The 23,950-nt window shown below is 73.7% G+C and carries 19 protein-coding genes; 14 read left to right on the top strand and 5 right to left on the bottom strand.

The window, feature by feature from the left end:
• From OOK31_RS07835 to argF, 5 genes are all read left to right on the top strand, one after another.
• A complete protein-coding gene (locus tag OOK31_RS07835) occupies positions 1 to 1,506 on the top strand; it encodes a 3' terminal RNA ribose 2'-O-methyltransferase Hen1 (RefSeq protein WP_267011603.1) in 1,506 nt (501 codons plus the stop codon).
• On the top strand, positions 1,503 to 4,055 hold the full coding sequence (locus OOK31_RS07830; RefSeq protein WP_267011602.1) for a polynucleotide kinase-phosphatase: 2,553 nt from the start codon (positions 1,503 to 1,505) through the stop codon (positions 4,053 to 4,055). The genes OOK31_RS07835 and OOK31_RS07830 overlap by 4 nt, the downstream gene beginning before the upstream one ends.
• A 264-nt stretch (positions 4,056 to 4,319) precedes the next feature.
• Positions 4,320 to 4,787 (top strand): hypothetical protein, encoded by a 468-nt coding sequence (locus tag OOK31_RS07825; RefSeq protein ID WP_267011601.1) that lies wholly within the window; start codon positions 4,320 to 4,322, stop codon positions 4,785 to 4,787.
• 55 nt (positions 4,788 to 4,842) lie between these two features.
• Positions 4,843 to 6,069 (top strand): arginine deiminase, encoded by a 1,227-nt coding sequence (locus tag OOK31_RS07820; RefSeq protein ID WP_267011600.1) that lies wholly within the window; start codon positions 4,843 to 4,845, stop codon positions 6,067 to 6,069.
• A gap of 95 nt (positions 6,070 to 6,164) precedes the next feature.
• A complete protein-coding gene (argF, locus tag OOK31_RS07815) occupies positions 6,165 to 7,175 on the top strand; it encodes an ornithine carbamoyltransferase (protein WP_267011599.1) in 1,011 nt (336 codons plus the stop codon).
• A gap of 15 nt (positions 7,176 to 7,190) precedes the next feature.
• On the opposite strand, the gene OOK31_RS07810 is transcribed toward argF, so the two are convergent.
• On the bottom strand, positions 7,191 to 7,607 hold the full coding sequence (locus OOK31_RS07810) for an ATP-binding protein (RefSeq protein ID WP_267011598.1): 417 nt from the start codon (positions 7,605 to 7,607) through the stop codon (positions 7,191 to 7,193).
• Between the two features lie 246 nt (positions 7,608 to 7,853).
• Between OOK31_RS07810 and OOK31_RS07805 the strand changes: the two genes are divergently transcribed.
• Complete coding sequence (locus OOK31_RS07805) at positions 7,854 to 8,681, top strand: enoyl-CoA hydratase family protein (RefSeq protein WP_267011597.1); 828 nt, start codon at positions 7,854 to 7,856, stop codon at positions 8,679 to 8,681.
• Positions 8,682 to 8,685: 4 nt separating this feature from the next.
• Positions 8,686 to 10,998 (top strand): bifunctional salicylyl-CoA 5-hydroxylase/oxidoreductase, encoded by a 2,313-nt coding sequence (locus OOK31_RS07800; protein WP_267011596.1) that lies wholly within the window; start codon positions 8,686 to 8,688, stop codon positions 10,996 to 10,998.
• 9 nt (positions 10,999 to 11,007) lie between these two features.
• On the opposite strand, the gene OOK31_RS07795 is transcribed toward OOK31_RS07800, so the two are convergent.
• The gene (locus tag OOK31_RS07795) at positions 11,008 to 11,847 is read right to left on the bottom strand and encodes a GNAT family N-acetyltransferase (protein WP_267011595.1); all 840 of its coding nucleotides are present in this window, start codon (positions 11,845 to 11,847) and stop codon (positions 11,008 to 11,010) included.
• Between the two features lie 215 nt (positions 11,848 to 12,062).
• Here OOK31_RS07795 and OOK31_RS07790 point away from each other — a divergent pair, with 215 nt between their 5' ends.
• Positions 12,063 to 12,647, top strand: a complete 585-nt coding sequence (locus OOK31_RS07790) for a hypothetical protein (protein ID WP_267011594.1) — start codon at positions 12,063 to 12,065, stop codon at positions 12,645 to 12,647.
• Positions 12,648 to 12,667: 20 nt separating this feature from the next.
• Here the strand turns inward: OOK31_RS07790 and OOK31_RS07785 are convergent, their stop codons facing one another.
• Together OOK31_RS07785 and OOK31_RS07780 are read right to left on the bottom strand one after the other, a co-directional pair.
• Positions 12,668 to 13,468, bottom strand: a complete 801-nt coding sequence (locus tag OOK31_RS07785; RefSeq protein ID WP_267011593.1) for a PaaX family transcriptional regulator C-terminal domain-containing protein — start codon at positions 13,466 to 13,468, stop codon at positions 12,668 to 12,670.
• 4 nt (positions 13,469 to 13,472) lie between these two features.
• Positions 13,473 to 15,092, bottom strand: coding sequence for an AMP-binding protein (locus tag OOK31_RS07780; RefSeq protein WP_267011592.1), 1,620 nt, complete (start codon positions 15,090 to 15,092; stop codon positions 13,473 to 13,475).
• 119 nt (positions 15,093 to 15,211) lie between these two features.
• Between OOK31_RS07780 and OOK31_RS07775 the strand changes: the two genes are divergently transcribed.
• Both OOK31_RS07775 and OOK31_RS07770 read left to right on the top strand, forming a co-directional pair.
• Complete coding sequence (locus OOK31_RS07775) at positions 15,212 to 16,345, top strand: acyl-CoA dehydrogenase family protein (RefSeq protein WP_267011591.1); 1,134 nt, start codon at positions 15,212 to 15,214, stop codon at positions 16,343 to 16,345.
• A complete protein-coding gene (locus OOK31_RS07770; RefSeq protein ID WP_267011590.1) occupies positions 16,342 to 16,755 on the top strand; it encodes a RidA family protein in 414 nt (137 codons plus the stop codon). Before OOK31_RS07775 ends, OOK31_RS07770 begins: the two co-directional genes overlap by 4 nt.
• Before the next feature lie 55 nt (positions 16,756 to 16,810).
• Here the strand turns inward: OOK31_RS07770 and OOK31_RS07765 are convergent, their stop codons facing one another.
• Positions 16,811 to 18,190 (bottom strand): aminopeptidase P family protein, encoded by a 1,380-nt coding sequence (locus OOK31_RS07765; RefSeq protein ID WP_267011589.1) that lies wholly within the window; start codon positions 18,188 to 18,190, stop codon positions 16,811 to 16,813.
• Between the two features lie 173 nt (positions 18,191 to 18,363).
• Between OOK31_RS07765 and OOK31_RS07760 the strand changes: the two genes are divergently transcribed.
• The 4 genes from OOK31_RS07760 (at position 18,364) to OOK31_RS07745 (ending at position 23,934) form a co-directional block, all read left to right on the top strand.
• Entirely contained in the window at positions 18,364 to 20,763 is a 2,400-nt protein-coding gene (locus tag OOK31_RS07760) for a collagenase (RefSeq protein WP_267011588.1), read from the top strand.
• 77 nt (positions 20,764 to 20,840) lie between these two features.
• A complete protein-coding gene (locus OOK31_RS07755) occupies positions 20,841 to 22,037 on the top strand; it encodes an FAD-binding oxidoreductase (protein ID WP_267011864.1) in 1,197 nt (398 codons plus the stop codon).
• 135 nt (positions 22,038 to 22,172) lie between these two features.
• A complete protein-coding gene (locus OOK31_RS07750) occupies positions 22,173 to 22,490 on the top strand; it encodes a (2Fe-2S)-binding protein (RefSeq protein ID WP_267011587.1) in 318 nt (105 codons plus the stop codon).
• The gene (locus tag OOK31_RS07745) at positions 22,471 to 23,934 is read left to right on the top strand and encodes an NAD(P)/FAD-dependent oxidoreductase (protein ID WP_267011586.1); all 1,464 of its coding nucleotides are present in this window, start codon (positions 22,471 to 22,473) and stop codon (positions 23,932 to 23,934) included. The genes OOK31_RS07750 and OOK31_RS07745 overlap by 20 nt, the downstream gene beginning before the upstream one ends.
• The last annotated feature ends 16 nt before the right edge of the window (positions 23,935 to 23,950 follow it).

Genomic DNA, 23,950 nt, shown 5'->3' with positions numbered 1-23,950 from the left:
GTGTTCCTGACGATCTCCACCACCGGCATCCCTGAACGACCCGCCACCGACCTGGGCTTCCTGCTGCACAAGCATCCCGGCAAGGCGCAGGAGTTCACCACCTCCCACGGCACCGCGCACGTCTTCTACCCCGAGGCCACGGCCGAGCGGTGCACGGCGGCGCTCCTGCTGGAGGTGGACCCCGTCGCGCTCGTGCGGCGCGGGCAGGGCAAGGGCCGGGGCGGAGCCCCCGACTCGGCGCTGGCGCAGTACGTCAACGACCGCCCGTACGCCGCCTCCTCCCTGCTGGCCGTCGCGCTCAGCGCCGTCTTCGGCAGCGCCCTCAAGGGCCGCTGCACGGCCCGTCCGGAACTGCCCGGGCAGGAGCGCCCGCTGCGGATCGAGATCCCGGTGCTTCCGGCCAGGGGCGGCGCGGACCTGGTGCGCAGGCTGTTCGAGCCGCTCGGCTGGGACTCCGTGGACATCTCGCCCCTCGCACTGGACGAGAGCTTCCCCGAATGGGGCGACAGCCGTTACGTACGGCTCGCGCTGGAGGGCGAGCTCAAGCTCGACGACGCCCTGCGCCAGCTGTACGTCCTGCTGCCCGTCCTCGACGACGCCAAGCACTACTGGATCGCCCCCGACGAGGTCGACAAGCTGCTGCGCGCCGGAGACGGCTGGCTCGCCGCCCACCCCGAGAACGCACTGATCAGCTCCCGCTACCTCGCCCGCCACAAGCGGCTGACCCAGACCGCCCTGGAGCGCCTGGAGCTGGTCCGCCTCGCCGAGGCCGACGGCAGCGAGGTCGAGGAGCTCGACAACGCCGTCGACGAGAACCGCGACACGGAGGAGCGGCCCGTACCGCTGGCCGTGCGCCGCCGCGACGCGATCCTCGCGGCGCTGCGCACCGCCGGGGCCGCCCGCGTCCTCGACCTCGGCTGCGGACAGGGCCAGCTGGTCCAGGCGCTGCTCAAGGACCCGGCGTACACCGAGATCGTCGGCATGGACGTGTCCGTGCGGGCCCTGAACCTGGCGGCCAAGCGGCTGCGGCTGGAGCGGATGGGGGAGCGGCAGAGCGTGCGCGTCCAGCTGCTCCAGGGGTCCCTCGCCTACACCGACAAACGGCTCGCCGGCTACGACGCGGCCGTGCTCAGCGAGGTCGTCGAGCACCTGGACCCGGAGCGGCTGCCCGCGCTGGAGTACGCGGTGTTCGGCGCGGCCCGCCCCCGCACGGTCCTCGTCACCACCCCGAACGTCGAGTACAACGTCCGCTGGGAGTCCCTGCCCGCCGGGCACGTCCGGCACGGCGACCACCGCTTCGAGTGGACCCGGGCGGAGTTCCGCACCTGGGCCGGCGAGGTTGCGCGGCGCCACGGGTACCAGGTGGCGTACGTCCCCGTCGGGGACGACGACCCCGAGGTCGGCCCGCCCACCCAGATGGCCGTCTTCACCGCCGCCGACCGCACGGACCGCACGGACGGCACGGACCACACCGACCACACCCCGAAGGAGGGCGAGGCGGCATGACCAGCACCGAGACCCACCGCGTACTTCCCGTCACCGACCTGTCCCTCGTCGTCCTGATCGGGGCCACCGGATCGGGCAAGTCCACCTTCGCCCGCAAGCACTTCAAGCCCACCGAGATCCTCTCCTCCGACTACTGCCGGGGCCTGGTCGCCGACGACGAGAACGACCAGAGCGCCAGCAAGGACGCCTTCGAGGTCCTCCACTACATCGCCGGCAAGCGGCTCGCCGCCGGACGGCTGACCGTCGTGGACGCCACCAGCGTCCAGCCGGAGTCGCGCCGCCAGCTCGTCAGACTCGCCCGCGAGCACGACGTCCTGCCCATCGCCATCGTCCTCGACATGCCCGAGGCGGTCTGCGCCGAACGCAACGCCGCCCGCCCCGACCGGGCCGGCCTGCCGCGCCGCGTCATCCAGCGCCACCGCAGCGAACTGCGCCGCTCGCTGCGCGGACTGGAGCGCGAGGGCTTCCGCAAGGTGCACGTCCTGCGCACGGTCGAGGAGGCCGAGGCCGCCGAAGTGGTCCTGGAGAAGAGGTTCAACGACCTCACCCACCTCACCGGCCCCTTCGACATCATCGGTGACATCCACGGCTGCTCCTCCGAACTGGAGACCCTCCTCGCCAAGCTCGGCTACGAGGACGGCGTGCACCCCGCCGGCCGCACCGCCGTCTTCGTCGGCGACCTCGTCGACCGGGGCCCCGACAGCCCCGGCGTCCTGCGCCGGGTGATGGGCATGGTCGCCTCCGGTAACGCCCTGTGCGTGCCCGGGAACCACGAGAACAAGCTCGGCCGTTACCTCAAGGGCTCCAAGGTCCAGCAGACCCACGGCCTCGCCGAGACGGTGGAGCAGCTCGGGCGCGAGTCCGAGGAGTTCGTGAAGGAGGTGCGGGAGTTCATCGCCGGCCTGGTCAGCCACTACGTGCTCGACGGCGGCCGGCTGGTGGTCTGCCACGCCGGGCTGCCCGAGAAGTACCACGGCCGCACCTCCGGCCGGGTCCGCTCGCACGCCCTCTACGGGGAGACCACCGGCGAGACCGACGAGTTCGGCCTGCCCGTGCGCTACCCGTGGGCCGAGGACTACCGGGGCAAGGCCGTCGTGGTCTACGGCCACACCCCGGTCCCCGACACCACCTGGATCAACAACACCATCTGCCTCGACACCGGCGCCGTCTTCGGCGGCCGGATGACCGCCCTGCGCTGGCCCGAGCGCGAACTGGTCGACGTACCCGCCGAGAAGGTCTGGTACGAGCCGGTCAAGCCGCTCGCCGCCGAGGTGCCGGGAGGCCACGAGGGCCGTCCGCTGGACCTGGCCGACGTCCACGGGCGCCGGGTCGTGGAGACCCGCCACCTGGGCAACGTCAATGTCCGCGAGGAGAACGCGGCCGCCGCGCTGGAGGTCATGAGCCGCTTCGCCGTGGACCCCCGGCTGGTGCCGTACCTGCCGCCGACCATGGCCCCCACCGCCACCTCCCAGGAGGGGGGCCACCTGGAGCACCCGGCCGAGGCCTTCGCGCAGTACCGCGCCGACGGCGTCGAGCGGGTCGTGTGCGAGGAGAAGCACATGGGCTCCCGCGCGAGCGTCCTGCTGTGCAAGGACGCCGACGCCGCCCGCGAACGCTTCGGGGTGACGGACGGGGCCACCGGCTCCCTCTACACCCGCACCGGACGGCCCTTCTTCAAGGACCGCGCGGTCACCGAGGAGTTCCTCGGCCGGCTGCGCGCCGCCGTCGACGGCGCGGGCCTCTGGGAGGAGCTCGGCACGGACTGGCTGCTGCTCGACGGGGAACTGCTGCCCTGGTCCCTGAAGTCCACCGGACTGCTGCGCAACCAGTACGCCGCCGTGGGCGCCGCCTCCCGCGCCGTCTTCCCGGACGCCCTCGCCGCCCTGGAGGCGGCCGGAGCCCGGGGCGTGGACACCGCGGCCCTGCTGGAACGCCAGCGCGCCCGGGCCGCCGACGCCGCCGCCTTCACCGACGCGTACCGGCGCTACTGCTGGACCACCGAGGGGCTGGACGGCGTACGGTTCGCGCCGTTCCAGCTGCTGGCGGCGGCCGGGCGGTCCCTCGCGGCCGTACCGCACGACGAGCAGCTGGCCTGGCTGGACCGCCTCGCCGACGCCGACGGGCGGGCCGCGGCCCCGCTGCTGCGCCGCACCGCCCGCGTGTACGTGGACACCGGCGACGAGGCGTCCGTGCGGGCGGGCACCGACTGGTGGCGGGAGCTGACGGAGGCGGGCGGCGAGGGCATGGTCGTCAAGCCGCTCCAGGCGTACGCCCGGGACGGCAAGGGCCGCCTCGTGCAGCCGGGGGTGAAGGTGCGCGGGCGCGAGTACCTGCGGATCATCTACGGGCCCGAGTACACCCGCCCGGAGCACCTGGAGAGGCTGCGCCAGAGGTTCCTGGGCCACAAGCGCTCCCTCGCCCTGCGCGAGTACGCGCTCGGACTGGAGGCACTGGACCGGCTGGCGGCGGGGGAACCGCTGTGGCGGGTGCACGAGCCGGTGTTCGCCGTGCTGGCCCTGGAGTCGGAGCCGGTCGACCCCAGGCTCTGACCTGCGGCTCTGACCTGCGGCTCTGACCTGCGGTTCCGGCCTCCGGCTCCGACCCCGGACCTCCGGCGGGATCCCTAACGGGTGAATCCCGCCGGAGGATGGCAGGGCGAGGCCCTCACGTAGGCCGTATGGGGGAACTTTCGTGGGGAACTCCGGGAAACCCCCCGGCGGGATCGTTCATCCAGGGCAGCGGAATGTCCGCGACCCTGGAAGGACGGAACGTCACCTATGAAGATGACCGCGCGCGGAAGCATTGCGGCGCTCATGACCTGTATGGCCGCGGCCGGTGCGGCCTCCCCGGCCGTGGCCGACTCGGTCCCGGTGGGTGTCCCGCTGGACGCCGTCGAGACCACGCTGGGCGTGGCCGCCCCGCGCGTGGCCACCGCGGTCCCGGTGCCGGTCGTCGGCGCCCCCGAGGCGCCCCGCCACCACACGGGCGACCTGCTCCCGACCCCACTGCTCCCGGTGCTGCCGATCGCCACCGACCTCGGCGCCACCCACCTCACCTCGCCGCTCCCCAACCTCGCGGGCTCGCCCGAGACGGACGGCGAGGGTTCGCTGGACGCGCCGGAGACCACCCTGCGCACCCGCAGCCCGGGCGCGGTCCTCGGGGCGCCGCTGAGCATGCCGGACGGGAGCAACTTCGGTATCCCGAACGTGGTCGCCCCGAAGCTGGGCCTCATCGCCCCGGAACTGGTCGGCGCTCCGACGGCGCTTCTCGGCCTGCGCTGAGACCGGTCCCCCGGGGCCGGTTCGAAAACCCGCCCGGTCTGGGAACGTGTACGGCATGGGATTCCATGTCGACTCCGAGACCGGGCGGCTCCGCCGCGTCATCCTCCACCGGCCCGACCTGGAGCTGAAGCGGCTCACACCCAGCAACAAGGACGCCCTCCTCTTCGACGACGTGCTGTGGGTGCGCCGTGCCCGCCAGGAGCACGACGGTTTCGCGGACGTGCTCCGCGACCGGGGCGTCGACGTCCACCTCTTCGGTGACCTGCTGCGCGAGGCCCTCGAGATCCCGGAGGCCCGCCACCTCGTACTGGACCGGGTGTTCGACGAGAAGGAGTACGGGCCCCTCGCCACCGACCACCTGCGGTCGGTCTTCGACGGGCTCTCCTCGGCCGGCCTCGCGGAGGCGCTCGTCGGCGGCATGACCAAGCGCGAGTTCCTCCAGGCGCACGCCGAACCGGTGTCCGTACGCTTCCACGCGCTGGACCTGGACGACTTCCTGCTGGGGCCGCTGCCCAACCACCTCTTCACCCGGGACACCTCCGCCTGGATCTACGACGGGGTCTCGGTCAACGCCATGCGCTGGCCGGCCCGCCAGCGCGAGACCGTCCACTTCGAGGCGATCTACAGGCACCATCCGCTCTTCACCGGCTCCGGCGCCTTCCACTACTGGTCACAGGGGCAGGTGGACTACCCCTCGACCATCGAGGGCGGGGACGTACTGGTCATCGGCAACGGCGCCGTACTGATCGGGATGAGCGAGCGCACCACCCCGCAGGCCGTGGAGATGCTCGCGCGCGGCCTGTTCGCCGCCGGTTCGGCGTCCGTGATCGTGGCGCTCGACATGCCCAAGCGGCGGGCCTTCATGCACCTGGACACCGTCATGACGATGGTGGACGCCGACACCTTCACCCAGTACGCGGGCCTCGGCATGCTGCGCTCCTACACGATCAGACCGGGGGAGGGGGCGAGCGAGCTCCGGGTCGCCGACCACCCGCCGGAGCACATGCACCGGGCCATCGCGGCCGCGCTCGGGCTGGAGCGGGTACGGGTGCTGACCGCCACTCAGGACGTGCACTCGGCGGAGCGCGAGCAGTGGGACGACGGCTGCAACGTGCTGGCCGTCGAACCGGGGGTGGTCGTCGCCTACGAGCGGAACGTGACCACCAACACGCACCTGCGCAAGGAGGGCATCGAGGTCATCGAGATCCCGGGCAGCGAGCTGGGGCGGGGCCGGGGCGGGCCGCGGTGCATGAGCTGCCCGGTGGAGCGGGACGCCGTCTGAGGCCCGGCGCGGGCCGTGACGGGGGGCTGTATATCAATACGGTGTATCGTATACACTTCCATTATCCCCTGTCAGTGCCACCCAGGAGTGCCCCCATGGCCAGCGACCTCTTCGGCCGCAGTTTCCTCAAGGAGCTCGACTTCACCGCCGCCGAGTTCCGCGGCCTGGTCGAGCTCGCCGCCGAACTCAAGGCGGCCAAGAAGGCCGGCACCGAGCGGCCCCGGCTCCAGGGCAGGAACATCGCGCTGATCTTCGAGAAGACCTCCACGCGCACCCGCTGCGCCTTCGAGGTCGCCGCCGCCGACCAGGGCGCCCGCACCGTCTACCTCGACCCCTCCGGCTCCCAGATGGGCCACAAGGAGTCGGTCCGCGACACCGCGCGCGTCCTCGGCCGGATGTTCGACGGCATCGAGTACCGGGGCGACAGCCAGCAGGCGGTCGAGGAGCTCGCCGCGCACTCCGGCGTGCCGGTCTTCAACGGCCTCACCGACGACTGGCACCCCACCCAGATGCTCGCCGACGTGCTCACCATGACCGAGCACAGCGACAAGCCGCTGGAGCGCATCGCCTTCGCCTACCTCGGCGACGCCCGCTTCAACATGGGCAACTCCTACCTGGTGACCGGCGCTCTGCTGGGCATGGACGTACGGATCGTCGCGCCCAAGGCCTACTGGCCGGCCGAGGTCGTCGTCGAGAAGGCCCGCGAGCTGGCGGCGGTCAGCGGGGCCCGGATCACCCTGACCGAGGAGGTCGCGGAGGGGGTGGCACAGGCCGACTTCGTGGCCACCGACGTGTGGGTGTCGATGGGCGAGCCGAAGGAGGTCTGGGACGAGCGGATCGCGGCCCTGTCCCCGTACGCCGTCACCATGGACGTGCTGCGCGCGACCGGCAACCCGGACGTGAAGTTCCTGCACTGCCTGCCCGCCTACCACGACCTGGGGACCAAGGTGGCCCAGGAGGTCCACGCCCGGCACGGGCTGGACTCGCTGGAGGTCACGGACGAGGTGTTCGAGTCCGCGCACTCCGTCGTCTTCGACGAGGCCGAGAACCGGCTGCACACCATCAAGGCCGTACTCGTCGCCCTGCTCGCGGGGCCCGGCGCGTAGCCGCGGCGAGGGCCGTCAGGCGTTCGCGCGCGCCGGCAGGGTGAACCAGACCGCCTTGCCGCGCGCGGTGCGGCGGTGGCCGCAGGCGGAGCTCAGGGCGCGGATCAGCAGCAGGCCGCGGCCGTGCTCCTGCCAGGGGTCGGGCTGGGCGTCCGCCGGGCGGGCGGTCAGGCCGCCGGGCGGCCGCGGGTCGCCGTCGTGCACCTCGACCTGGCAGCCGTCCGTGAGCAGCTCCACCACCAGCTCGATCGGAGCCCCCGCGGCGGTGTGCTCGACGGCGTTGGCGACCAGCTCGGCGGTCAGCAGCTCCGCCGTGTCGCTGTCGGCGGACGGCTCGACGTCGTTGAGCGCCGTACGCACCAGGGCGCGGGCCAGGGGCACGGCGGCGGCCGAGTGCGGGAGGGCGATCCGCCAGGCGGAGGCGTCGGGCAAGGCGGGACCGTCCGTTTCTCGGGGCTCGTGCGGCTCGTAGGGCTCGTGCGGGGCGGGGTTCGCCGGGAGGAGAAGCTCCCGCTTTCAACCATACGAAGTGGCACTCCGGCGTCGTAGGGCACCCCGGCCGAAGGGCAAGGGACCGAGGTCACCTCCGGTGGGGCCCTTCGGCACGTGTGGCGCGACCCCGACCCTCCTGTCGCGTTTCTGTGACGGTAGTCACCAGTCGGTGATACCGTCGTTTCCGTGAGCCCCTTCACCGGTTCCACACCAGCGACCGAACGGTGGCGCCACCTGCGGGTGACCCGGCAGGACGGCGTGGCCACCGTCACCCTCGACCGCCCCGAGAAGCTGAACGCGCTCACCTTCGGCGCCTACGCCGACCTGCGCGATCTGCTCGCCGAACTGTCCCGCGAACGCTCGGTGCACGCCCTCGTCCTGGCCGGGGAGGGGCGCGGCTTCTGCTCCGGCGGCGACGTGGACGAGATCATCGGCGCCACCCTCGCCATGGACACCGCCCAGCTCCTCGACTTCAACCGGATGACCGGCCAGGTGGTCCGGGCCGTCCGCGAATGCCCCTTCCCGGTGATCGCCGCCGTGCACGGGGTCGCCGCCGGGGCCGGAGCCGTGCTCGCCCTCGCCGCCGACTTCCGGATCGCGGACCCCACCGCCCGCTTCGCCTTCCTCTTCACCCGGGTCGGCCTCTCCGGCGGCGACATGGGCGCCGCCTACCTGCTGCCCCGGGTCGTCGGCCTCGGCCACGCCACCCGGATCCTGATGCTCGGAGAGCCCGTACGGGCCGCCGAGGCGGAGCGGATCGGCCTGCTCAGCGAGCTGGTCGAGGAGGGCGGGGCCGACGCCCGCGCCGCCGAGCTCGCCGCCCGTCTCGCCGCCGGACCCACCCTCGCCCACGCCCAGACCAAAGCCCTGCTCACGGCCGAGCTCGACATGCCGCTGGCGGCCTCCGTCGAGCTGGACGCCAACACCCAGGCCCTGCTGATGCACGGCCAGGACTACGCGGAGTTCCACGCGGCCTTCACCGGAAAGCGGCCGCCGGAGTGGAAGGGCAGGTAGCCACATGTCTGCTGACGCCATGCGGGTGGCCGTCGTGGGCGGGGGGCCGGGCGGGCTGTACGCCGCCGCGCTGCTGGCCCGGCAAGGGCACAGCGTCGAGGTCTGGGAACGCGGCGCCCCCGACGACACCTTCGGCTTCGGCGTCGTCCTGTCCGACGAGACCCTCGGCGGCATCGAACGGGCCGACACCGCCGTCCACACCGCCCTCGGCGCCGAGTTCGTCCGCTGGGACGACGTCGAGGTCGTGCACCGGGGCCGGCTGCTGACCTCCGGTGGCCACGGCTTCGCCGCGCTGGGCCGCCGCCGGCTCCTGGAGATCCTGCACGAGCGCTGCACCGGCCTCGGCGTCCGGCTCCGCTTCCACACCGGGGCGCCCGACGCGTGGGCGCTCGCGGACACGCACGACCTGGTCGTCGCGGCGGACGGGGTGCACAGCGCGACCCGCGAGAGCGGCGCCGCCCACTTCCGGCCGACCGTCACCCCGGGCCGCTGCCGCTACATCTGGCTGGCCGCCGACTTCGCCTTCGACGCGTTCCGCTTCGAGATCGCCGAGACCCCGCACGGCGTGATGCAGCTGCACGGCTACCCGTACGCCGCCGACTCCTCGACCGTGATCGTCGAGATGCGCGAAGAGGTCTGGCAGGCGGCCGGACTCGACCTGTGCGACGAGGAGGAGTCCGCCGCCCGCTGCGCCAAGATCTTCGGCGAGGCCCTGCGTGGACGGCCGCTGCGCGGCAACCGCTCCGCGTGGACGCGGTTCCGTACCGTCGTCAACGCACGCTGGTCGCACGGCAACGTCGTCCTGCTCGGCGACGCCGCGCACACCGCGCACTTCTCCATCGGCTCCGGCACCAAACTGGCCGTCGAGGACGCCCTCGCCCTCGCCGAAGCGGTACGCGACCACACCGCGGTGCCGGACGCCCTCGCCGCGTACGAGCGGGCGCGGCGGCCCGCCGTGGCCAGCACCCAGCGGGCGGCGGCCGCCAGCATGCGGTGGTTCGAGGAGATCGACGTCTACGTCGGCCAGCCGGCCCGGCAGTTCGCCTTCAACCTGCTCACCCGCAGCCGACGCGTCACCCACGAGAACCTCCGGCTGCGCGACGCCCGCTTCACCCGGGCGGTGGAACGGGACTTCGGCTGCCCGGACGCCGTCGGTACGGACGCCGTCGGTACGGACGTCGGCGCCGGAGCGGATGCCGGCGCGGGCCCGGCGGCGGTGCCCCCGATGTTCACCCCCTTCACCCTGCGCGGGCTGACCCTGCGCAACCGGGTCGTGCTCTCCCCGATGGACATGTACTCGGCGACCGACGGCGTACCGGGGGACTTCCACCTCGTACACCTGGGCTCCCGCGCCCTCGGCGGCGCCGGACTGGTCATGACGGAGATGGTCTGCGTCAGCGCCGAAGGCCGCATCACCCCCGGCTGCGCGGGCCTGTGGACGGCGGAACAGGCGGCCGCATGGAAGCGGATCGCGGACTTCGTCCACACCTCCGCGCCCGGAGTGGCCCTCGGCGTCCAGCTCGGCCACGCGGGCCGCAAGGGCTCCACCCGGGTCATGTGGGAGGGGATGGACGAGCCGCTGCCCGAGGGCAACTGGCCCCTGGTCGCCGCCTCCGCACTGCCCTACCGGCCCGGTGTCTCCGCCGTCCCGCGGGCCCTGGCCGCCGTGGACCTGGAGGCGATCCGCTCCGATTTCGCCGCGGCCGCCGTACGGGCCGCGGACTGCGGCTTCGACCTGCTGGAACTGCACTGCGCCCACGGCTACCTGCTGTCCGGGTTCCTGTCCCCGCTCACCAACCACCGCGAGGACGCCTACGGCGGCTGCCTGGAGAACCGGCTGCGCTTCCCGCTGGAGGTCTTCGACGCCGTCCGGGCGGTCTGGCCGCAGGACCGCCCGATGACCGTCCGGCTCTCGGCCACCGACTGGGCGCCCGGCGGCACCACACCCGAGGACGCGCAGCGGATCGCCGCCGCCTTCGCCGCGCACGGCGCCGACGCCGTCGACGTGTCCACGGGGCAGGTGGTGTCCGACGAGACCCCCGAGTACGGGCGCTCCTACCAGACCCCCTACGCCGACCGGATCCGCAACTCCCTGGGCGTCCCCGTCGTCGCCGTCGGCGCGATCTCCTCCTGGGACGACGTCAACTCCCTGCTGCTCGCGGGCCGCGCCGACCTGTGCGCGGTGGGCCGGCCCCACCTGTACGACCCGCACTGGACCCTGCACGCCGCCGCCGAACAGGGGTACGCCGGCCCGGCCGCGCCCTGGCCCGCCCCGTACCGGGCGGGCAGCCGCAGGCCGCCGACGGGCAAGGGCTGATCCGTCGGATCAGGCACGCGCGAGGTGGACGCGGTCCTCCAGCGGGGCGTAGCCGAGGCGCCGGTAGAGGGCGTTGCTGGTGGGGTTGGCCACGTCCGTGAAGAGCAGGACCTCGCTCGCCCCGGCCGCGTACGCCGCTCCGCTCACGGCGTGCGTCACCCCGGCGGCGTAGCCCCGGCCCCGCAGCCCGGGCGGGGTGTAGACGGGGAAGACGCGGGAGACCGCGCCGATCGGGCGGGAGAACCCGGCCAGTGACACCGGGACTCCGCCGTCCTCCCAGAGCAGGGCCCCGCCGTACGAGATCCGGTCGCGCAGGGCCGCCTCGGAGGCGGTGCCCGGCTGGCCGAGCTCCCGGTTGAACGCCTCGACCCACTCCAGCAGGAGGGGCAGGTCGGCCCCGGCGGCGGGCCGGGCGCGCCCCGGCGGGGCCGGGTCCGGGGCGGCCAGGGCGCCGAGCCGGTGGAGGCGGCTCTCCTCCACGACCCTGGACCGCGTCCCCCATGCCCGTGCCAGGACCAGGGCGTCCGCGCTGCGGGCGTTGAACTCGTCGACCCCGGCGAGCAGCGGTTCGCGGGAGAGGGCCGCGCCCAGCGCCGGGACCGCCTCGGGCGGGACGGCCCCGAGCAGCAGCGGGAAGGGCGGGGTGCGCAGCAGGGCTCCGCAGACGGCTCCGTCGGCGCCGGTCCACCAGCCGAAGAGGGGGTCGCCGGGGCCGTAGGCGTGCGGTCCTCGCCGCTCCAGGGCGTCCGCGACGGTCAGCAGGAGGGTGTCGACGACGGGCTGCGCGGCCACGACCGGGCGCGCGGCGGCCAGGTAGGCGGCCAGATCAGTGCTGAAGGTCCAGGTCATGGCCCATCCTGACGCCCCGTCGGGTGTCGGCGCACCGGAGTTTTCGCGGGTGTGCGGGGCGGGGTTCACGCGGCGCGGCGGGCTCTCCCCCGTGCGGGGGAGGCGGTCCCCTCTCGTGGGGGACGCGGTCGTACCGGTCCCGCTGGGACCTTGGAGAGGACACGGCGAGAGGGACGAGCCGGCCCCGAGAGGGGCGCGGCGGACGAGGGGGAACCATGAGCACGCGCGCACTGCTGGCGAAACTGCACGGCTCGACGGCGGCGGGCGTACCCCGCTGGGCGGCGATCACCGCGTACGTGACCACCCTGACCGTGCTGCCCGCCTCCGTCTGGCGGATCGCCGGCTTCGTCTTCCAGGCGCCGCTGATGGTGCCCAGCGACACGCCCCCCGAGGGGCACGGGCCGGTGCTGTTCCAGGACGGACCGGTGTACATCGTCGCGCTCACCGTCGTCAGCGAGGTACTGGCCCTCCTCGCCCTCGGGCTGGTCAGCCGGTGGGGGGAGATCTGGCCGCGCTGGATACCGGGCCTGGGCGGCCGGCCGGTGCCGGTCGCGGCGGCGGTCATACCCGCCGGCCTCGGAGCGGCCGCGCTCATGGTCTTCCCGTACGCGCTGGTGATGATGGCGTCCGGCCGCATGCTCGACGGGACACCGGCCACCGGGGGCCTGATCACCCACGGCTGGCAGACCGTCGCCTTCTGGATCTCCTACGTGCCGCTCGCCGCCTGGGGTCCGCTGCTCGCGGTGCTGACCGTCCACTACTACCGGCGCAGGCGCGGCGCCCCGGCCCTGGCGGCCTGAGGCCCCTGCGGGCGCACGCCCTACTGGCGCACGAAGCGGGCGCCCGCCGCGTGCAGACGGGAGTGGAGTTCGGCGAAGACCGCCGCCGCCCGGTCGCCGGGCCAGTCCGCGGGGAGGAGCTCGCGGGGCAGGCCCGGGTCGGCGTAGGGCAGCCGGCGCCAGGTGTCCAGGGCCGGGAGGTAGGCCTGGTAGGCGGCCTCGGGGGTGGGCTCGGGGCCCGACTGGAAGCCGCGCAGGACCGGCTCGTGCAGGTCGAGGAACTCCTCGTGCTGCTTGGCCAGCGCCGCCAGGTCCCACCAGCGGGCCACCGCCTCGGCGGTGGGGGCGAAGCCGAGGTGCGCGCCGCGGAAGAGCTCCACGTACGCCGTCAGGTGCAGCCGCTCCAAGGTGTGCCCGGTCTCGCCGGCGAGGTGCGCCGGGGCGATCCACACCCCCGGGGCCACCGCTCCGAAGCCCAGCCGGGCGAGCCGGGAGCGCAGCAGGTGCCGCTTGTGGCGCTCCTGCTCGGGGACGGAGAACACCGCCACCAGCCACTCGTCCGACACCGGGGCGGGCCCGTAGATCCGCCGGTCCCCGTCCTCCAGCAGCAGCCGGGCCTCCTCGGAGAGGGCGTAGGCCGCCGCACCGTCCGCGGCCTTCGCGGGCAGCAGGAAGCCGCGCCGCTTCAGCCGGGACACCGAGGAGCGGACGGACGGCGCGTCGACCCCGGCCGCGCCCAGCAGGCGGACCAGCGCGGACACCGGCACGGGGCCCTCGAAGGACCGCCCGTAGGCGCCGTAGAACGTGACGATCAAGGATCGCGGGGTGTGCAGCTCGACCACGGGTTCACTCTAGATCGCGCAGCCGGAACCGCTGAAGTTTCCCGGTGGCCGTTCGGGGCAGCGCGGGGACGAAGACGAAGACGCGCGGGCATTTGTGGGGGGCCAGCTCGCCGAGGACGAAGGTCCGCAGGTCCTCCTCTGCCAGCACCGCCCCCTCGCGCAGGACGGTGTACGCCACCGCGATCTGCCCGCGCCGTTCGTCGGGGCGGCCGACCACCGCCGCCTCCACCACGTCGGGATGGCGCAGCAGGGCCTCCTCGACCTCCGGGCCCGCGATGTTGTAACCGGAAGAGATGATCATGTCGTCGGCGCGGGCGACGTAGCGGAAGTACCCGTCGGGGTCGCGGACGTAGGTGTCGCCCGTCAGGTTCCAGCCGTCCCGCACGTACTCGGCCTGCCGGGGATCGGCCAGGTAGCGGCAGCCCACGGGACCGCGCACCGCCAGCAGGCCCGGCTCGCCGTCCGCCACGGGCCGCCCGGCGGCGTCCACCACCCGGGCCTCCCAGCCCGGTACCACCCGGCCGGTGGTACCGGGGCGGACGTCCTCGTCGGCGGCGGAGATGAAGATGTGCAGGAGTTCGGTGGCGCCGATGCCGTTGATGATCCGCAGGCCCGTGCGCTCGTACCAGGCCCGCCAGGTCGCGGCGGGCAGGTTCTCCCCGGCCGAGACGCAGCGGCGCAGCGCGGAGAGGTCGTAGGCGCCCGCGTCGTAGGGGCCCAGGGTGTCCAGCATCGCCCGGTAGGCGGTGGGTGCCGTGAACAGGACGCTCACCCGGTGCTCGGCCAGCGCGGGCAGCAGCCGGCGCGGCGCGGCCTGCTCCAGCAGCAGCGCCGAGGCCCCGGCCCGCAGCGGGAAGACGACGAGACCGCCGAGCCCGAAGGTGAAGCCGAGGGGCGGACTCCCGGCGAACACGTCGTCGGGGCGGGGGCGCAGCACGTGGCGGGAGAAGGTGTCGGCGACGGCGAGGAGGTCGCGGTGGAAGTGCATGCACCCCTTGGGGCGTCCGGTGGTCCCGGAGGTGAAGGCGATCAGCGCCACGTCGTCGGCGGAGGTCTCGACGGCCGGGTAGGGCGCGGTGTGCGCCTCGGCCAGCCGCAGCAGGTCGTCCGGCTCCCGGCCCCCGTAGGTGGTGATCCGCAGCCCGGGCACCCCGGCCTTGGCCAGGTCGTCGAGGGCGTCCACATGGCACAGGGCGTGCCGCACCCGGGCCATGGAACACACCGTCGCCAGCTCCTGGGCCCGCTGCTGGGCCAGTACGGTGACCGCCACCGCGCCGGCCTTCATGACCGCCAGCCAGCAGGCTGCCAGCCACGGTCCGGTGGGCCCGCGCAGCAGCACCCGGTTGCCGGGGACCACGCCGAGATCGACAGTGAGCACGTGGGCGAGGCGGTCGACGCGCTCGCGCAGTTCCCCGTAGGACCACACCTCGCCGGAGCCGCCGCGGAAGGCGGGCCGGTCGGGTCCGAACCGCTCGACGGTCGCGTCGAGGAGTTCGGCCCCGCAGTTCAGCCGGTCCGGGTACGCCAGCTCGGGCAGCTCGAAGAGCAGTTCCGGCCAGGCGTGGGCGGGTGGCAGGTGGTCGCGGGCAAAGGTGTCGGCGTGAGCGGAAGGCTTGAGCTCCAAGGCGGGTTCGCCCCCTTGCAACGTCCGGAGTTCGGGTGGAGCCGGCCGTGCGGTCGCCTCAGAAGCGTATCGTGATGGTGACGGCAGTCAACAGGACGCGATAAGACTGGGGCATTCGGATGACCGGATTCGCGCTCGGGGCGGAAGAAGAGGAATGGTGCGGGCAGTTGCGCGCACTGTCGGAGCAGCGGCTGAGGCCGCTCGCCGAGAAGGGTGAACCCGGCCGGGTGAACCGGCCGCTGCTGGCGGCGCTCGGTGAACTGGGCCTGCTGGAGCGGGTGTTCACCTCAGGGGCGCTGGAGCTGTGCCTGCTGCGGGAATCCCTCGCCTACGGGTGCACCGAGGCGGAGACGGCCCTGGCCCTGCAAGGCCTGGGCGCCGATCCGGTACTGCGCGCGGGCAGCGCGGCGCAGCGGGAGCGGTGGCTGCCGGGGGTGCGGCAGGGCCGGCTGGTGGCCGCCTTCGCGCTCAGCGAGCCGGGCGCCGGCTCGGACGCGGCGGCGCTGGCCCTGCACGCACAGCCGGACGGGGCGCACGGACCCGGCTGGCGGCTGAGCGGGGAGAAGTGCTGGATCTCCAACGCCCCCGAGGCCGATTTCTACACCGTCTTCGCCCGGACGGGTGAGGCGCCCGGAGCGAAGGGCATCACGGCCTTCCTGGTCCCGGCGGACCGGCCGGGACTGACCGGCGAGGCCCTGGACATGCTCTCGCCGCACCCCATCGGCTCCCTCGCCTTCGACGGGGTGCCCGTCGGCCGCGCGGACGTCCTGGGCGAGCCCGGGCAGGGGTTCGGCGTGGCCATGCGGACCCTGAACCTGTTCCGGCCGAGCGTGGGCGCCTTCGCCGTCGGGATGGCCCGGGCGGCGCTCGACGCGACGTTGGCGCACACCTCCGGCCGCACCGCCTTCGGCGGGGTGCTGGCCGACCTCCAGGCCGTCGCGCACCGGGTGGCGGAGATGGCCACCCGCACCGAGGCCGCCCGGCTGCTGGTCTACGCGGCGGCGGGCGCGTACGACAGCGGCTCCCCGGACGTCCCCCGGCGGGCGGCGATGGCCAAACTCCTCGCCACCGAGACGGCCCAGTACGTCGTCGACCACGCCGTCCAGCTGCACGGCGCGACCGCCCTGCGCCGCGGCCACCTGCTGGAACACCTGTACCGGGAGGTGCGCGCACCCCGGATCTACGAGGGGGCCAGCGAGGTGCAGCGCACGATCATCGCGAAGGAGCTCTACCGTGGGGTGACGGCCCGGTGACCCCCGACCCCTCCCCCCTGGAACGCATCAACCCGGCGGAGCTGTCCCCGGCGACGGGCTTCTCGCACGCCGTCGCCGCCACTGGCGGCCGGCTGGTGTTCCTGGCCGGCCAGACCGCGCTGGACGGCTCCGGCAAGGTCGTGGGGGAGACCCTGCCGGAGCAGTTCGAGCGCGCCCTCGCCAACCTGCTCACCGCCCTCGCGGCGGCGGGCGGCACCCCGGCCCACCTGGCCCGGGTCACCGTCTACGCGGTGGACGTGGAGGCGTACCGGACGCACGCCCGTGAACTGGGCCGCGTCTGGCACCGGCTGGCGGGCCGCGACTACCCGGCGATGGCGGTGATCGGGGTGGTCCGCCTCTGGGACACCGAGGCCCAACTCGAACTGGACGGCATCGCGGTGCTCCCGTAGGCGGCCCGCCGGGCCGGCCCCCGCCCCCGGCCCCCCGCCCCCGGCCCCGGTCGGGTCAGCCCTCGGCGGAGTCCAGGAGGGCGCCCATCCACTCCTCGATGCCGTCCACCGTGCGCGGCAGTGCGCCCGACATCAGGCGGGCGCCGTCGGCCGTGACGACGAGGTCGTCCTCGATGCGGACGCCGATGCCGCGCAGCTCCACGGGGAGGGTCTCGTCGTCCGGCTGGAGGTACAGGCCCGGTTCCACGGTGAGGACCTGGCCCTCCTCCAGCACCCCGTCCAGGTACGTCTCGGCGCGGGCCTTCGCGCAGTCGTGGACGTCCAGCCCGAGCATGTGCCCGCTGCTGCACAGGGTGTAGCGCCGGTGGAGGTCGCCCTGCGGGTCCTTGAGGACCCCCCATTCGGTGAGCCCCTCCGCGATGACCCGCATCCCGGCCCGGTGGAAGTCCCGGAAGCTCGCCCCCGGCCGCAGCGCCGCCATCCCGGCGTCCTGCGCGGCCAGTACCAGTTCGTACACCTGGCGCTGCACCGGTGAGAACCGGCCCGACAGGGGGAGGGTGCGGGTGATGTCGGCGGTGTAGAGGGTGTCGGTCTCCACGCCCGCGTCCAGGAGCAGCAGGTCGCCCGGGTCGAGCCGGCCGTCGTTGCGGATCCAGTGCAGGACGCACGCGTGGGCGCCCGACGCGGCGATGGTCTCGTAGCCCGTGCCGTTGCCCTCCGCCCGGGCGCGCAGGCCGAAGACCCCCTCGATCCAGCGCTCCCCGCGCGGGTGGGCCAGCGCGCGCGGCAGGGCCCGTACGACGTCCTCGAACCCGGCCGTGGTGTGGTCCACCGCCAGCTGGAGCTGCTCGACCTCCCAGGCGTCCTTGACGAGGCGCAGCTCGGACAGGGCGGCGGCCAGTTCCGTGTCGGTGGCGGCGTCGCGGGCCGGCGGGGAGCCGAGGGTGTCCAGGTGGGCGCAGCGGATGCCGGTCAGCAGTTCCGCCTCCGCCAGGTCGGGGCGGCGGCCCACCCAGAACTCGCCGTAGCGGCGGTCCCGGTAGAACTCCTCGGTGCCGTCGGCCCGGGCCGAGCGCGGCCGCAGGTACAGCACCGCCTCGTGGCCGTGCGGTCCGGACGGCTCCAGCACCAGGACGTGGCCCACCTGGTCCTCGCCCGTCAGCCCGGTCAGCCAGGCGTACGCGCTGTGCGGGCGGAAGCGGTGGTCGCAGTCGTTCGTGCGCACCTTCAGCTCGCCCGCCCGGACGACCAGCCGCTCGCCCGGGAACCGCGCCGAGAGTCGGGCGCGCCGGGCCGGGGTGACGGCGTGGGCGGGGACGCGCGCCGAGGCGGAGAGCGGTGAGGCCGCCCAATTCCCCGCCATGAAGCGGGACAACCCACCCGATACCGGCAGGTCGTGACTGCCGATGTTGAGGCGGGAGCGGGTGTCGGTCACGGAGGCTCCCTCAAGAAGTACTGAAGTGATGGGCGCACAGGTCTTGCCAGTGCAATTTCACATTACTATGTTACAGCTCACACCGCGGCACGTTAATCCCCGTCAAACGCCGTGTGAAGCAGGGCAGTTCTCGCACCATTTCCCCCACCTCCTCTCCCCACCAGGAGTTTTCGGTGTCCCAGCACAGAGTTGTGCGTACGTCTCTCCTCTCCGCCGCCGTCGCGGTCACCCTCCTCGCCACCGCCGGCCAGGCCGTGACCCAGGCCGCCGAGCGGGGCACCCCCGCCGCCGCGAGCGGCGTCTCCACCCCGGGCACCTTCACCTCCGGCGCACCCGCCGCCGCGCCGAACCCCTTCGACGAGGTCGACCGGCTGGCCCAGCCGCAGGAGCTCACCCCGGCGCCCGCCCCGGCCCCCGGCGGCAAGGCCGTCACCGACGGCCGCATCCCCGGCGCCGCCCCCGCCGTGGACCAGCCCGCCTCCACGGCCTCCGCCGAACGCGGCGAGAAGAGCCGCAAGACGGCCACCGCGCCCACTGCCCTCAGCGTGGCGGCGGGCGTCCCCTGCACCCTCGACGGGATCACGAACCTCGGCCCCGAGCAGTTCGCCGACTTCCTCGGCGACCAGGCCGTCACCGCCGACGGCTGCCTGCGGGGCCTCATCTGGACCTGGGACGCCCGCCTGGCGCCGGTCATGTCCGACGCCCACGTCCAGGCCGTCTCCCGCCGGATATCCAGCCTGGCCGCCGCCCATGACGGCCGTAACTCCTCCCACCTGGAGGAGATGTTCACCTACCTGCACGCCGTCGCGTACCACGACTTCTCACGCGACGAGATCGACGTCACCGACGCCCCCACCGTCGACGCGACGCGCAGGGCCATCGCCGACTACGGCAACGCCGCGCGCACCTTCGACGTCACCCCCTCCAACGCCCGCACCCTGCGCGAGGCCCTCTACGCCGCCGGCCCCGGCCTGCGCCACCACCAGCTGGGCCTCATCAAGAAGGTCCTGGCCACCATGGACCCCTCCCACCCGGCGACCAACCTCGACGCCGGCTGGGCGGGCGCCGCCCTCGCCGCACTGTCCGTCAACTACCTGGGCGTCTACCCGGGCAACCAGGACGCCGCCTTCCACGCCGCGGCCGCCGCCGACCCCGCCTACCGCGCCGCCTTCAAGGCCTTCGCCGGCTACACCCACCTCAAGGGCACCGGCAACGCCTGGGTGGCCCGTGACGCGATCGGCGAGTACGGCCGCTTCGGCCAGATAGCCGGCCTGCGCGACCAGCTCGTCGCCGACCTCGGCGCGATGCTGGAGCCCGTGAAGTCCGGCTGGGGCACCGAGCCCTGGGCGAAGATCGTCTCCTGGCTGAACTTCTACGAGGCCTGCAAGCCGTACGGGGTCTGCAAGGAGGACATCGAGAAGCAGATCTTCCCGTACACCTACACCTACGACAACGGCGCCATCAAGGTCCGCACCGCCCTCGACAAGGCCACCGTCGACCAGCTCTACTACGCCAGCAAGCAGGTCAAGACGCAGTTCCACCGCGTGCTCGGCACCGACCAGCCGCTCGCCGGGGACCCGAACAGCACCCTGAACATCGTGCTCTACGCCTCCCGCGCCGACTACGAGAACTACCACCCCATCCTCACCGGCTACGGCACCAACAACGGCGGCATCTACATCGAGAAGGGCGCCACCTTCTACACCTACCAGCGCCGCGTCCCCCAGGATTCCTCCCTCACCCTGGAAGAGCTCTTCCGCCACGAGTACACCCACTACCTCAACGGCCGCTACGCCGTCCCCGGCTTCTTCGGCGAGGGCCCCTGGTACCAGGGCGACCGGACGACCGCCATGGACGAGGGCACCGCCGAGTTCTTCGACGGCGCCACCCGCGACAACGGCATCGCCGTCCGCAAGTCCCTGGTCAAGTCCGTCATCAACGACACCGCGGGCGGCGGCCCCCGCATGTCCGTCCAGCAGCTCCTGAACGCCACCTACGACGCCGACGGGTTCCGCTTCTACAGCTACGCCGGCACCTTCTTCGAGTTCCTGTGGACCGAGAAGCCCTCCGCCCTGCGCGAGATGTACACCCACCTGCGCAACAACGACGTGGCCGCGTACGACGCCTGGCGCGTGCGCATGGGCTCGGACACCTACCTCCAGCGCGACTACAACCGCTTCCTGGACGCGCAGATCGCCAAGGTGGACCAGCTCTACGTCCCGAACACCACCTTCACCCCCAACGCCCAGCTGCGCGACTCCGCGCTCGCCTCGGTGAAGTCCTCCTTCGCCACGGCCACGTACAACACCCCGGACTGCGTGGAGAACGGCGAGCCCGGCAAGCGCCGCTTCACCTGTACGGGCAAGATCACCGCGAACCTGAAGAACTGGCGCAGCGACGACCAGAACTTCAAGGACGTGTCGGAGACGGTGGACTACTTCATCCTCGACCGGGCGGGCGCGGCCTCCAACAACCTGGCCGACATGAACTGCTCCTTCGGCGCGCTGGAGATCTGGTCCAACAAGGTGGCGGGGACCTCCCCGTTCACCTGTGAGGGCCCGCTGCGCGGCTGACCCCCTCCCGGCCGGTCCCGTACCTGACGGGGGGCGGGACCGGCCGGCACCCTCTCTGAAGAATGTGACATATTACTATCGTGACCCACTCCTCCTTGGACGTCGTGATCATCGGCGCCGGTGTCGTCGGAGCCGCCTGCGCGTACTACGCGAGCCGCTCCGGGCTCTCCGTGGCCGTGGTCGACCGCGGCCCCGTCGCGGGCGGCACGACCGGCGCGGGGGAGGGCAACCTCCTCGTCTCCGACAAGGAGGCCGGACCGGAACTCGACCTCGCCCTCCTCTCCACCCGGCTCTGGCGCGAACTGGCCGCCGTCCTGCCCCCGGAGACCGAGTACGAACCCAAGGGCGGCCTCGTCGTAGCCCCGGACGAGACCACCCTCAAGGCCCTGCGCACCTTCACGGACGCCCAACGCGCGGCCGGAGTGGTCGCCACCGAGGTGGGACCGGAAACCCTGCATGACCTGGAACCCCACCTCTCCCCGAACCTGGCGGGCGGCTTCCACTACCCCCAGGACGCCCAGGTCCACCCGGCCCAGGCGGCCGCCCGCCTCCTGGCCGCCTCGGGCGCCACCACGTACCTGAACGAGGAAGTCACCGAAATCCTCGTCCACTCCGGAACCGTGCGGGGAATCCGCACCCCCCACCGCACCCTCCACGCCCCCGCGGTGGTCAACGCGGCGGGCACCTGGGCCGGACAGATCGCCGCCCTCGCCGGAACCACCCTGCCCGTCCTGCCCCGCCGCGGCTTCGTCCTGGTCACCGAACCCCTGCCGCGCGTGGTCCGCCACAAGGTCTACGCCGCCGACTACATCGCCGACGTGGCCAGCGACTCCGCCGCACTCCAGTCCTCGGCGGTGGTCGAAGGCACCCCCTCCGGCCCGGTCCTCATCGGTGCCACCCGTGAACGCGTCGGCTTCGACCGGAGCCTGTCCACCGAGGCCCTGCGCCGCCTCGCCAGCCAGGCGGCCGCACTCTTCCCGGTCCTGGCCGACACCCGGATCCTGCGCACCTACCACGGCTTCCGCCCCTACCTCCCCGACCACCTCCCGGCGATCGGCCCGGACCCCCGAGTCCCCGGCCTCCTCCACGCCTGCGGCCACGAAGGCGCCGGCATCGGCCTGGCCCCCGCCACAGGAGCCCTGATCGCAGCCACCCTCACAGACACAGAACCCGCCCTCCCCCTGACCCCCTTCCGCCCGCACCGCTTCGACCAGGACGACGGCGAGGAGGGGGACGGGGACGGGGCGGGGTGTCGTCCGGGATGTAAAACGTGATTTGTTGGCGCGCGGTACCGCCCCACCAACGAAGCACCAGAGCGGGCGCCATAAATCATGCCTATCCCGGACGGCACCCCGCCCCGTCCCCGTCCCCCGCACCACCCACCAGGCTCCGCCCCGAGGAGGCCCCTGATGAGCACCCGCACCCCCCGCGACCTGGTCGGCGGCACCCCCGCCGAAACCCACACCGTCACCTTCGACGGCCGTGAACTCCCGGCCCAGGACGGCCAGTCCGTAGCCGCCGTCCTCTGGTCCGCCGGGATCCTCGCCTGGCGCACCACCCGCGAGGCCGCCGCCCCCCGCGGCGCGTTCTGCGGCATCGGCGCCTGCTACGACTGCCTCGTCACCGTCAACGGCCGCCCCAACCAGCGCGCCTGCCTCGTCCCGGCCCGCCCCGGCGACACCGTCACCACCCAGGAAGCCACCGGCCATGCCGACCTCGCAATCTGACGCCCCCACCACCCTCGCGGTGATCGGCGCCGGCCCCGCCGGCCTGGCCGCAGCCGTCACGGCGGCGGACCTCGGCCTGCGCGTCACCCTCCTCGACGCCGGCGAGCGCCCCGGCGGCCAGTACTACCGCCACCCCGCCCCCGGCCTCGGCGCCACCCGCCCCCAGGCCCTGCACCACGACTGGCGGGCCTTCGCCACCCGCGAGGCCGCCCTGCGCGCCCACACCGCGGCCGGCCGCATCACGTACCTCCCCCTCCACCACGTCTGGACGGTGGTCCCGCACGGCGACGGCGGCGGCGACGGCGGCGACGGCGGCGGCGAAGCCACCTGGACCCTCCACGCCGTGGCCGGCCCCGACGAAGCGGCCGCGACCCTGCACGCCCGCCACGTGCTCCTGGCCACCGGTTCCTACGAGCGCCAGCTCCCCTTCCCCGGCTGGACCCTCCCGGGAGTCATCGGCGCCGGCGGCGCCCAGGCCATGCTCAAGGGCGGCCTCGTCCTCCCCGGCCGCCGGATCGTCGTGGCCGGCAGCGGCCCGCTGCTGCTCGCCGTCGCCGGATCCCTCGCCGCCGCCGGAGCCACCGTGCCCGCCGTCGTGGAGGCCGCCTCCTACACGGCGTACGCCCCCCAGACCCCCGCCCTGCTGCGCAACCCCGCGAAACTCGCCGAAGGCGCCACGTACGGCAGTGCCCTGCTGCGCCACGGCATCCGCCTGCTCACCCGGCACGCCGTCACGCAGGCCCACGCCACCGGCACGGGCATCCGCACCCGCATCGAGGCCGTCACCGTCTCCCGCCTGGACCGCGACTGGCGCCCGCTGCCCGGCACCGCCCGCCGCATCCCCTGCGACGCCCTCGCCGTCGGCCACGGGCTCGTGCCCCAGCTGGAACTGGCCACCGGCCTCGGCTGCGCCACCCTCCGCAGCCCGGACGGTACGGTCGCCCTCGCGCTGGACGCGGAGCAGCGGACCTCCGTGCCCGGGATCTGGTCCGCGGGCGAGACCGGCGGCATCGGCGGCGCCCAACTGGCGCTGACCGAGGGCCAGATCGCCGCGCACGCCATCGCCGGACGACGGGCCCCCGCCGCCCTGACCCGCGCCCGCGCCCGGCTGCGCGCCTTCGCCGGTGCGATGGCCGCCGCCCACCGGCCCGGGTCCGGCTGGACCGGCTGGCTGCCCGACGAGGCCGACGTGTGCCGCTGCGAGGAGGTCCCGGCGGGCCGGATCCGGGAGGCCGTCGGCGACCTCGGCGCGCGGGACGCCCGTACGGTCAAGCTCCTCACCCGGGCCGGCATGGGCTGGTGCCAGGGCCGGATGTGCGGCCCGGCGGTGGCCGCCCTCGCCGGGGAGGATCCGGCGCCCGACCGGCGTCCGCTGTCCTGCCCGGTGCCGCTGCGTCACCTCGCGGGGCTCCCGCAGGCCGAAGTTCCCCCGGAGAACCGCTGATCGGGGCCGCCCGGCC

The sequence above is a fragment of the Streptomyces sp. NBC_00249 genome (genome assembly GCF_026342355.1).
GTDB lineage: Bacteria > Actinomycetota > Actinomycetes > Streptomycetales > Streptomycetaceae > Streptomyces.
Note: the sequence above shows the minus strand (reverse complement) of the source record. Positions and strands in the feature narration are given on the sequence as shown.